The sequence below is a fragment of the Arsukibacterium sp. UBA3155 genome, from assembly GCA_002364615.1.
Lineage (GTDB): Bacteria > Pseudomonadota > Gammaproteobacteria > Enterobacterales > Alteromonadaceae > Alishewanella.
This window is the reverse complement of sequence record DEYP01000028.1, coordinates 150,125-160,832: the sequence shown is the minus strand read 5'-3', so window position 1 is coordinate 160,832 and position 10,708 is coordinate 150,125. Positions and strand designations below refer to the sequence as shown.

At 50.2% G+C, this 10,708-nt stretch carries 9 protein-coding genes; 7 read left to right on the top strand and 2 right to left on the bottom strand.

The annotated features are described in order from the left end of the window. Nucleotides 1-15 precede the first annotated feature (15 nt). A complete protein-coding gene (locus tag B2X65_RS15935; RefSeq protein ID WP_290614282.1) occupies nt 16-525 on the bottom strand; it encodes a glycine cleavage system protein R in 510 nt (169 codons plus the stop codon). Between the two features lie 205 nt (nt 526-730). On the opposite strand from B2X65_RS15935, the gene B2X65_RS15930 reads away from it, so the two are divergent. From B2X65_RS15930 to B2X65_RS15900, 7 genes are all read left to right on the top strand, one after another. Further along, nucleotides 731-1,696, top strand: a complete 966-nt coding sequence (locus B2X65_RS15930; RefSeq protein ID WP_290614280.1) for a PstS family phosphate ABC transporter substrate-binding protein — start codon at nt 731-733, stop codon at nt 1,694-1,696. Further along, the gene (locus B2X65_RS15925) at nt 1,693-3,513 is read left to right on the top strand and encodes an ABC transporter permease subunit (RefSeq protein WP_290614279.1); all 1,821 of its coding nucleotides are present in this window, start codon (nt 1,693-1,695) and stop codon (nt 3,511-3,513) included. The genes B2X65_RS15930 and B2X65_RS15925 overlap by 4 nt, the downstream gene beginning before the upstream one ends. Before the next feature lie 2 nt (nt 3,514-3,515). Further along, nucleotides 3,516-4,505, top strand: coding sequence for a phosphate ABC transporter permease PstA (gene pstA / locus B2X65_RS15920; protein ID WP_414631427.1), 990 nt, complete (start codon nt 3,516-3,518; stop codon nt 4,503-4,505). Between the two features lie 28 nt (nt 4,506-4,533). Then, on the top strand, nt 4,534-5,301 hold the full coding sequence (gene pstB, locus B2X65_RS15915; protein WP_290614277.1) for a phosphate ABC transporter ATP-binding protein PstB: 768 nt from the start codon (nt 4,534-4,536) through the stop codon (nt 5,299-5,301). A gap of 44 nt (nt 5,302-5,345) precedes the next feature. Then, nucleotides 5,346-6,056, top strand: coding sequence for a phosphate signaling complex protein PhoU (phoU, locus tag B2X65_RS15910; RefSeq protein WP_290614275.1), 711 nt, complete (start codon nt 5,346-5,348; stop codon nt 6,054-6,056). A gap of 155 nt (nt 6,057-6,211) precedes the next feature. Beyond that, complete coding sequence (locus tag B2X65_RS15905) at nt 6,212-6,889, top strand: TIGR00153 family protein (protein ID WP_290614273.1); 678 nt, start codon at nt 6,212-6,214, stop codon at nt 6,887-6,889. Nucleotides 6,890-6,907: 18 nt separating this feature from the next. Next, a complete protein-coding gene (locus tag B2X65_RS15900; RefSeq protein ID WP_290614272.1) occupies nt 6,908-8,176 on the top strand; it encodes an inorganic phosphate transporter in 1,269 nt (422 codons plus the stop codon). Nucleotides 8,177-8,252: 76 nt separating this feature from the next. Here the strand turns inward: B2X65_RS15900 and B2X65_RS15895 are convergent, their stop codons facing one another. Beyond that, the gene (locus tag B2X65_RS15895; RefSeq protein WP_290614271.1) at nt 8,253-10,526 is read right to left on the bottom strand and encodes a S8 family serine peptidase; all 2,274 of its coding nucleotides are present in this window, start codon (nt 10,524-10,526) and stop codon (nt 8,253-8,255) included. Between the last annotated feature and the right edge of the window lie 182 nt (nt 10,527-10,708).

Sequence of the window (10,708 nt, the reverse complement as noted above, 5' to 3'; positions counted from 1 at the left end):
TTAAGGTGACGGGGATTAGTCTACTGAGGTTTCCACATCGACCACTATATCGGCAGCTATCGCTTCCAGCGCTTTTATTACCTCATCGCGGCTAAGGCCTGCTGGCAACTGCACGGTGGCTTCAGCATGAAACAGCGGTACCCCCCAATTCGGCGCGCTTTGTTTGTTACTGGAAAATTGAATGATATTGGTCCCTTTATGCTTAATCACTGACGATAATTCACGGACAATACCAGGGCGATCATTGCCGGTAATAACAAAGCGCAACTGTTGCTGTTTATTCAGCTCACTGTGCTCACCTTGCTGCACTTTGATATCTAAATCGCTGACTTTACTAAGCGCTGTAACTAAAGCCCCCAGATCAGGCTCTGCCACTTCTATTTGCACTATGCCGGCAAAGTAACCTGCAAGGTGGCTTAAGTTACTGGCCATCCAGTTACCATTTTGATCATTTATCACTCTGGCTAACTGTTCTACTAATCCTGCTTTATCTTTACCAATAACGGTAAGGACTAACTGCTTCATATGGACATTCCCTTACTATCACTCAAGGTTAAACCGCCGGTATGCGGTCTGTTATTACATAATATACGTGAAAAAGTGTTTTAGAGTGTAGACCCAACTTTCTGATTTTAAAACGCTAGTTAACTATTTATTTTTGGTTTGCTGTCTTGTCATGTGCAGCTGTTATAAGATAAGGCCAGCAAGTCCGATAGTACGGGTAGAAAAGATGGTGTTAACCAGATGGCGCACAGTATTGCCAGGGCTGTTCCTGATAGGGTGTATTGGTTGTGTCTGGGTGTCAGAGGTTGCTGCTAAGACCGACAGCACGCTGTCCAGTGTCGGTTCTGATACGCTGCAAAATGTCATGGAGTTGTGGGCAGACGAATACCGTCATCGCCACCCCAACGTAAATTTTCAAATCCAGAGTATTGGCTCTTCCACCGCACCGGTTGCACTGATTGAAGGTACGGCGCAGCTTGGTCCTATGAGCCGGGCAATGCGCCAGACGGAGTTGCAGCAGTTTGCTAAGCGCTTTGGTTATCAGCCAACGGCCGTGCCCGTAGCGATTGATTTACTGGCGGTTTATGTTCATCCCGATAATCCGCTGGAACAATTAAGCCTGGCGCAGCTGGATGCCCTGTTTTCTATAAACCGGCGCTGTGGAGCACCGACTGATATTCAGCGTTGGGGGCAGTTAGGCCTGACCGGGCGTTGGCAGCAGCGATTTATTACGCTGTACAGCCGCAATGCCGTGTCGGGAACCTATGGCTACTTTAAGCAACATGTACTATGTAACGGCGACATTAAAGCCCGTACAAATCAGCTGGCTGGGTCGTCAGCCATGCTCAGGGCAATCAGCCAGTCGCCGGGCGGTATCGGCTATTCCGGTATCGGCTATGCCACGCGTGACGTAAAGGTACTGGCACTGGCGAGTGACGATGGGCCGGCTTTTTCGCCAACGGCAGATAATGCGCTAAACGGCAATTATCCCCTGGCCCGGCAGCTTTATATTTATGTTAACCGGGCACCCGGCCAGGCGTTAACAGCAAACCAGTACGCATTTTTTGATCTGGTGTTATCAGCGGCGGGTCAGCAAATCGTGCTGCAGGACGGTTTTTTACCGTTGCCAGCAGCAGTTATTGCCCAGTGGCGGCAGACCCTGGGTTTGCCAGCCCTGCCGGAGCTACCATGACAGCAAAACCGCTTTCTGCACACCAGGCCTCTAGGGGGTTGCAACGCCGTCGACGCTGGTATAATCGTCTGCTGCATGCGGTTATTGGTTTGTCAGGGATCAGTGTGGTTTTGATGCTGGCCGCCATGTTTATCTATTTGTTCAGCGAGGTGATTCCGGTATTGCGAAGTGTCACTGGCACTGCATTGCCACCGGTCGTGTCTGAACGGCCGTCAGAACTGGCAGCGCAAACCACTGCAGGGCAGAATGGGCAATTTGGCGGAGCTGAGATTAGCGTTAAAAATGCGACATTTATCGCCACGTCTTCCAGTGGCCAATATCAGCTTACGGCGACTGCAACTGGCCATGCCTGCCTGCGTTTTACCAAATACCCTGCGGGCTGTATCCAACAGTGGCAGCTAACCCAAACCGACGACACCCTGACCAGTCTGCGTTGGCTGACTGCCGATCAGGCTGTGCTGGCGGGTTATCAGAGTGGCCGTTTACAACAATGGTATTTGTTGGCTGAAAATAGCAGCGCAGCGCATTTACAGCTGGTCAGAGAGCTGCCCGGTCAGCAGACGGCAATAATGCATATTGCCGCGGAACATAACCGCCGTGGATTTGCCACTCTGGCCGCCGACGGCACGCTGGCGCTGTACTACTCGAGTCTAGCCCGGCCATTGTGGCAGCAGAATACCGCCATTACCGCCGCAGTAGAGTTAGTATTTTCGGCTGACAATCAAAAGCTGAGTATATACACCGATACCAGCCGCTATTCTTATGCGTTGAATAATCCGCATCCTGAGGTTAATTGGCAAACGTTATGGCACAGCGTCTGGTATGAAGGATTTGCCAGACCTGATGTTGTCTGGCAAACCTCTTCCGCGGCTGATAATTATCAACCGAAGTTTTCACTGGTACCCTTAACCACCGGCACCCTGAAAGCCGCGTTTTACGCCATGTTGTTTGCCGCGCCGCTGGCCATTATGGCGGCCATTTATACCGCCTGTTTTTTGCCTGCGGGGCCACGGCGGCGAATAAAGGGCTTAATTGAGCTGATGGCGGCCTTTCCGACGGTAATTCTGGGCTTTATAGCCGCAGTTTGGCTGGCGCCGGTTATCGAAGCGCATTTGCTGGCGCTATTACTGTGGGTGATATTGTTGCCATTAAGTATTCTGGCGCTTGCGGCAATATGGCCCAGGGTTCCGTTTAAGCTTAAGCAGCGCTGCAGTGATGGTTGGGAAATTGTGCTGTTAATGGTTTGGCTGGCTGTCGTTAGCGCTTTGGTGTTTGTAGTTGCAGGCCAGTTAGACAGCCGCTTGTTCGAAGACGGGCTGCGCGCGTATCTGGAGCAGCAGGGCATGTACTATGAGCAACGCAATGCTCTGGTTATCGGCATCGCGATGGGATTTGCGGTAGTACCGGGCATTTTTGCTATTGCCGATGATGTGTTGCATCAGGTGCCGCCACAACTTACCCGTGGTGCGCTGGCTCTGGGAGCCACACCGTGGCAAACGGTACTGCGGATAAGCCTGCCGTTGGCTGCCCCCGGCCTGATTGCCGCGACGCTGGTGGGCGTTGGCCGGGCTATCGGTGAAACTATGATTATTCTGATGGCAACCGGCAACAGCCCGATAACTAATTTTAATGTGTTTGAGGGGCTGCGCAGTTTAACGGCGACCCTGGCTATGGAATTACCTGAAGCAACCGTCGGCAGTAGTCATTTCAGGGTATTGTTTGTTGCCGCTCTGGTGTTATTGCTGTTTACCTTTGCTGCCAACACCACGGCTGAAGTGATCAGGCAACGATTGCGCAAAAAGTATCAGAGGTTATAACCATGCTGCGAAAGTGGTTTGCTCAGGGTACCCCCTGGATCTGGTTAAATGCCGGGGCTGTTGCCCTTAGCCTGTTACTGGTGGGGGGCTTGCTGGCCTTTATTGTGCTGCAAAGTATTGGCGTGTTCTGGCCAGCAGAGATGCCAGGCCATATCGGCAACAAACTGCTGCAGTATCTGCTGAACTGGTGGCAGTTTCTCACTGGCACTTCAAGCGAAGGGGGAATTTTCCCGGCCATTCTGGGAACCGTGCTGATGGTGCTGTTGATGTCCGTGCTGGTGACACCACTGGGCGTGCTGGCTGCCGTTTATCTGCATGAGTACGCCAAAGACGGGCCCTTATTAAAAGTGATTCGGGTTGCAGTACATAATCTGGCCGGCGTGCCTTCTATTATATTTGGTGTGTTTGGTCTGGGTTTCTTCGTTTATTTTCTTGGTGGCAGCATTGATAGTCTGTTTTATGCGGACAGCCTGCCGACGCCAACTTTTGGTACCCCAGGACTATTGTGGGTATCACTGACGCTGGCTTTGCTCACCTTGCCGGTTGTTATTGTTGCTACGGAGCAGGGGCTGGCCGGTATCCCTAAAAATTTGCGACTGGGCTGTTTTGCGCTGGGTGCCACCAAAGCCGAAGTGATCTGGAAGATCGTGTTACCACAGGCATCTCCGGCAATGGTTACCGCCCTGATGCTGGCGATAGCCCGTGCCGCTGGCGAAGTGGCGCCGTTAGTCTTTGTTGGCGTAGTCAAGTCGGCACCGTCGCTACCGGTTAGTTCTGAGTTCCCTTACTTACAGCTGCAACAAAAAATAACCAGCCTCAGTATGCATATTTATGATGCTGGTTTACAAAGCCCGGACGCGCAGCGCGCTGAGCCGCTGGTGTTCGCCTCGGCGTTAGTGCTGATAACACTGATATTTATGCTGAATTTGCTGGCTTATCGGCTGCGTAAGCGTTTAAATTTACGCTACCGTAATCGACCGGCCAGCGAGTAATAAAACTGTAACAATAGCAGGGTAATATATGAAGGTAGAGGTTGCCGCAAAACTGGAAGTGCAGGATTTATCGCTGAAATTTGCTGATAAAACCGTATTGCAGCGGATTAACTTGCGTATTCCACAGCATAAGATTACCGCCTTTATTGGTCCCTCTGGTTGCGGTAAATCAAGCTTGCTGCGAAGTTTTAACCGGATGAATGAATTACTGGACGATACCCAGACCACCGGCAAGGTGTTGCTGGATGGCCAGAATATTTATCACTCGGCGGTAGAGGTGGCTGAACTGCGGCGCAGAGTTGGCATTGTTTTTCAGAAACCTAACCCTTTTCCGCACAGTGTGTATGAAAATGTCGCCTTTGGTTTGCGTTTGCAGGGCATTAAGCAAGCAAGACAATTAGATGAGTTGGTGGAGTCTGCTTTACGTAAAGCAGCGTTGTGGGACGAAGTACGCGACCGTTTGCATGATAGCGCGGTGAATTTATCCGGTGGTCAGCAGCAGCGTCTGGTTATCGCCAGAGCCATCGCGATAGAGCCGGAAGTGTTACTGCTGGATGAGCCCGCATCGGCATTAGATCCCATTTCAACCTTAAAAATTGAAGAGCTGATGTACGATTTAAAACAGCACTATACTTTGGTCATCGTAACGCACAATATGCAACAAGCTGCCCGGGTGTCAGATTACACCGCTTTTTTAAATATGGGGCAGCTGATAGAGTTTGATGAAACAAATAAGATGTTTACTGATCCCCGCGAACGCGCGACGGAGGATTACATTACCGGACGCTTCGGTTAGCGGATTCAGCAAGCAGCACATTTAACAGCAGCAAGGGTCAGGCAATGGATAAGTTAAATTTATCAAAGCATATCTCCAGTCAGTTTAACGATGAGATAGAGCAGGTTCGTAACCATGTAATGGCGATGGGCGGCTTAATTGAAAGGCAGCTGTTTGATGCGTTGGCAGCCATTGCCAATAGCGACAGCGAACTGGCCCAGCAGGTTATTGCCAATGATTTAAAAGTAAACGACTGGGAATTGCAAATTGACCAGGAATGCACCCGGATTATTGCCAAGCGTCAGCCCGCGGCCAGCGATTTACGGTTAATTATGGCAATTTTAAAAACCATAGCCGATTTAGAGCGTATTGGCGATGAAACCCGGCGTATTGCCAAAGTTGCCCTGGAATCGTTTAACAGTGCCCAGCAAGACCTGCTGGTTAATCTTGATAACTTGGGCCGCCATGTTGGCCAGATGTTACATGATGTGCTGGACGCGTTTGCCAGAATGGACGTTGAAGCGGCGCTAACGGTGCACAAAGAAGATAAAAAAGTTGACCGGGAATACGAGTCTATTACTCGTCAGTTAATGACGTATATGATTGAAGACCCGCGTTCCATTCCAAAAATTATGAATGTGCTGTGGTCCGCCCGTTCACTGGAGCGGATTGGCGACAGGTGTAAAAATTTATCTGAATATATTATTTTCTTTGTAAAGGGCAAGGTGGTCAGACACAGCTCAGAAGAAATGCTTGAGAAAGAAGCCCGCAGCTAACTTTTCATAACAGGCTCGCTTTTTTAAAACGCCTCAACCAGACTTCTGGCTGAGGCGTTTCTGTTTTATCTGCTAATATTTCATTTTTATTGCGGTTTGATTGCAGTTACAATGCGCGCCGACCTTATTCACCCTGAATATTATGAGGCCACACTATGCCAGGTAATACTTTTTTATCCGTGTTCGCTAAATCACCGATAAAACCTATTGAAGAACATATTCGCAAGGTACACGAAGCCAGTGAGCTGCTGTTACCGTTTTTTGCTGCGGTTTATCAGAAAGATTGGGTTAAAGCGGCAGAAGTACGAAAAGACATCGTTACCCTGGAAAAAGAAGCCGACCGCATGAAACGGGAAATCCGTATTAACCTGCCGCGCGGGTTATTTCTGCCGGTAGATCGCACCGATATTCTGGAGTTAGTGGCACAACAGGATAAAATTGCCAATAAAACTAAAGATATCTCAGGTCGGGTGCTGGGCCGCGAGCTGGAAATACCCGCTGCCATTCAGACTGATTTTCATGCGTATATCCAGCGCTGTATCGATGCGACGGCAATGGCTTCTGAAGCTATTAATGAATTGGATGAATTGCTGGAAACCGGTTTCCGTGGTCGTGAGGTTGAACTCGTGATCAAAATGGTGGAAAAGCTGGATGCGATCGAACATGACACGGACGAGATGCAAATTAAACTGCGCAAAGCGGTTCGGATTGCCGAAGCCGATTTAAACCCGGTAGACGTAATGTTTTTATACCGGACCATCGAGTGGATTGGCGATTTAGCCGACATTGCCCAGAAAGTGGGTTCCCGCTTAGAAATTATGCTCGCCCGTTAATTAAAAAAGGTATTACTGATGGATATTATTCAATCATACGGCCTCATTCTGATTATTCTGGCTGCAGTATTTGGTTTTCTGATGGCTTATGGTGTTGGCGCTAACGATGTTGCCAACGCAATGGGCACCTCGGTTGGATCTAAAGCACTGACCATTAAGCAAGCCATTTTTATTGCAGCTATCTTTGAATTTGCGGGCGCCTATCTGGCTGGCGGCTCGGTTACCTCAACCATCCGTGGCGGCATTACCGATGCGGCATTTTTTGTCGACGCACCGGAGTTAATGGTATACGGCATGATCGCCGCGCTGCTGGCTGCAGCAACCTGGTTAATTGCCGCATCTTATTTTGGCTGGCCGGTATCCACCACTCACTCCATTGTCGGGGCTATAATTGGTTTCGCTGCGGTTGGCGTGGGTTTTGACGCGGTGCACTGGGATAAGGTGGGCGGCATTGTCGGCAGCTGGGTGGTAACGCCTATCCTGGCAGGTATTCTGGCTTATATGTTTTTTATGAGTGCGCAAAAGCTGATTTTCGATACGGACCATCCTATCGCCAACGCTAAAAAATATGTGCCGTTTTATATGGCATTTGCTGCTTTTATCATGGCGCTGGTGACGGTGCAAAAAGGCTTAAAGCATATTGGTCTGGATATCAGTACGGCCAATGGTTACTTAATGGCACTGGTGCTGGGGGTAATTGTTGGTCTGGTTGGGAAAGTGGCTATCAGCCGGATTAAAATTGACCCCGCAGCTGATAAGAAAATGCAGTTTAATAATGTTGAGCGTATTTTCAGCGTGTTAATGATCACGACCGCCTGCTGTATGGCATTTGCCCATGGTTCAAACGATGTGGCCAATGCCATAGGGCCGCTGGCTGCCGTGGTGAGTGTAGTTAGCTCTGGCGGCGAAATTGCCAGTAAAGCAGCATTAGCCTGGTGGATATTACCACTGGGTGGTATTGGTATTGTTATTGGTCTGGCTACGCTGGGTGCCCGTGTCATTAAAACGGTAGGTACCGCCATTACCCATTTAACCCCAAGCCGTGGTTTCGCTGCTGAGCTTTCAGCCGCGTCTACTGTGGTTATCGCATCCGGTGCCGGTTTGCCCATTTCTACTACGCAAACCTTAGTCGGTGCAGTGCTTGGTGTAGGCTTAGCCCGCGGTATTGCCGCACTTAATTTAGGCGTGGTGCGTAATATCTTTATTTCCTGGGTCATTACCCTGCCAGTCGGTGCCGGTTTGGCGATTATCTTCTTCTATATTCTGCAGTTCTTCTTTTCGCTGTAGTGATGCTGACATGATAAAAGGGGCTGAATTTCAGCCCCTTTTTATTAGGTTAACGCAGTAAAGTACAAGTCGCCGCTTATGGCTGGTATGCACTAATCAGGGTTAAATCTCTGACGGCACGGAAGCCATAAACTGACATATGCCAGACACCCGCTTGTGGGTTTGAGATAACACAGGTTTCCTTGTTACCATTGCGGTTCGGCCGGCAATCGTAACTGCCTGCACTTGGCGTGCTGCCATACTTCAGATAAAGATCGGCATCGCCGCGACCACCGGTAATGGTGACGCTAAGCTGTGCCATACCTGCTGGCACATCCAGGGTGTAGTGCTCCCAGCTGCGACGGCCAATATTAATGTTGCTGATGGTTTCACCACCCGCATCTGGCAAGTCCGGATCGCCTGGCTCATCTTCCGCGATAAAGCTACCCGTCAGGCTAACGCCGGTAAAGGCGGTATAACCAATGACCTTAACGTAGTAAGTGCCTTCTTGTGCCGGATCAATTGCACAGCTTTCATCGTTACCTGCCAGATAAGGCCGGCAATCGTAGTCGCTAACCGTAGGTTCAGCGCCAAATTTTACGTACAGATCGGCATCACCGGTGCCGCCACTCATGGCAAAGGATAAATCGGTTGCCATGGCTGGAACGTCCAGAGAGAACAGCAATGATTCACCACCCCCGCCAGCAAGATTCGTTACCGCTTCTCCATTGACCAAAGCAGTGGTACCCGGTGGTGTAGGTTCATCTGGACCATCGCCTGAACCGGCGCAACCAAACTCGGCCAGATAGTCGACTGCGTCTTTTGCTTGCACCAGACCAAAGCCATAAGAGGTATCACGACCTGCTGCGCCTAAATCATCAGCGCTGGCGGCCAGCGCTGCGCGGATTTCGGCATTGCTACAGGTTGGGAAATGGCTCCAAACCAGCGCAGCGACACCGGCAACATGCGGCGAGGCCATCGAAGTGCCACTCATCAGGCCATAGTTACTGGCACCCGATGTCAGATTGGCCGTGCTACCCAGTTGAGTCAGCAGCATCTGGCCGTCTTCCTGCGAAATGCTTACCGCAGGAATAGTAGCGGTAGTGCCTTCCACGGTACCGCTGAAATTACCGGCTTCGTTGTTATAAATAACGGCAGCCAAACCACCACCCGCCTGACATGATTCTACTTTTTGCGAGAACGCTACTTCACCGCGTGAAATTAAACAGACTTTATCTGCAACATCAGTACAGGCATCAATTGCCAGGCCGCAGTCAGCAAATTCGGCACTCACTGCGCCACTGCCAGAGCCTGACATTGGATTGGCATCATAAAAGACACTGTTGACACCAAGCTGAGCTTCCAGCGCGGTGCCTTCAGGATACGTAGAGCGAACATCGACACCCGGGCCTGCCAGTTCTACCTGGGCATTACGCTGAGAGAAACCAGCCAGCGTTTTCGTGCTGTCTACGGCGGCAACCGAAACAACGGAATCATAGGATGCCGGGTAAGACATGGCGGTATTGCCATCATTACCGGCCGCAGCGATTAATAACAAGCCGGCATCAAAGGCTGCCTGCATTGCATTGCTTTCAGTGGTGCTTGGTGAACCACCACCCAGACTCATATTTACAACCGTAGCTCCAGCTTCGGCACAGGCGTTAATGGCGCTGGCTAAAGTGGATGAATAGCCCCAGCCGGCAGCATTAAACACTTTAATAATGTGCATGTTTAACTGGCCATTGGGCATAATACCGACGATACCGGTGTCATTATTCAGCGCGCCGATAGTACCGGCGACATGGGTACCGTGCGGGCCGCCAGCTTCAAACCAGTTACCGGTACCAACATCATTGGTGCCGCCAATATTGCCTGATGCAAAGTCTTCATGCGGTAAGTCGAGGCCTGAGTCAATAACACAAACCGTCTGATTGCCGGCGAATTCATCGCTGACTAAATCGGCCTGCACCAGCGGGAAGCCATAAGGTACTTGTTGCATCATGGGATAACGACGCTGATCCACTTCTATCAGTTCAATGGCCGGATCGGCTTTTAACAGGTTAACCATGCCAGGGCGCAGTTCTGCAGCAATAGCACGCTGTTCTGCCAGTAAATGATGTACTTTCGCGCCCTGACGCTTCAGTTTGCTGCTGTTGTTACTAAGCTGGGCCAGAATGGCATCTTTGGTGCGTTTATGCTGGCTTAATACATAGTCTTGCTGCTTGCTAAGCCCTAAGCTACTGTCTTTATATTTAATGATGTATCGATTGTCTTCAGTAGTTTTGTTAGCGGTATTTGCCAGGGCGGTATTCACTGCCAGTGCCAGCAGGCTGCAGCTGGCAATGGCCAGTGGTTTGGTCAATTTGGACATAATTCACCCTCCTGAGGTGATTTTTTTATAATAGATCGTTCCTTCAAACGGGTTACGGACTGCCCAACTCGCAACCAGCGGTCAATGTACGTACCATTCCTTTGTATCTGAATGGAAATTATTCCAGGGTACTGCGACGACACGGTTACAGATACATACAATGAGAACCTCAAGCTATAACA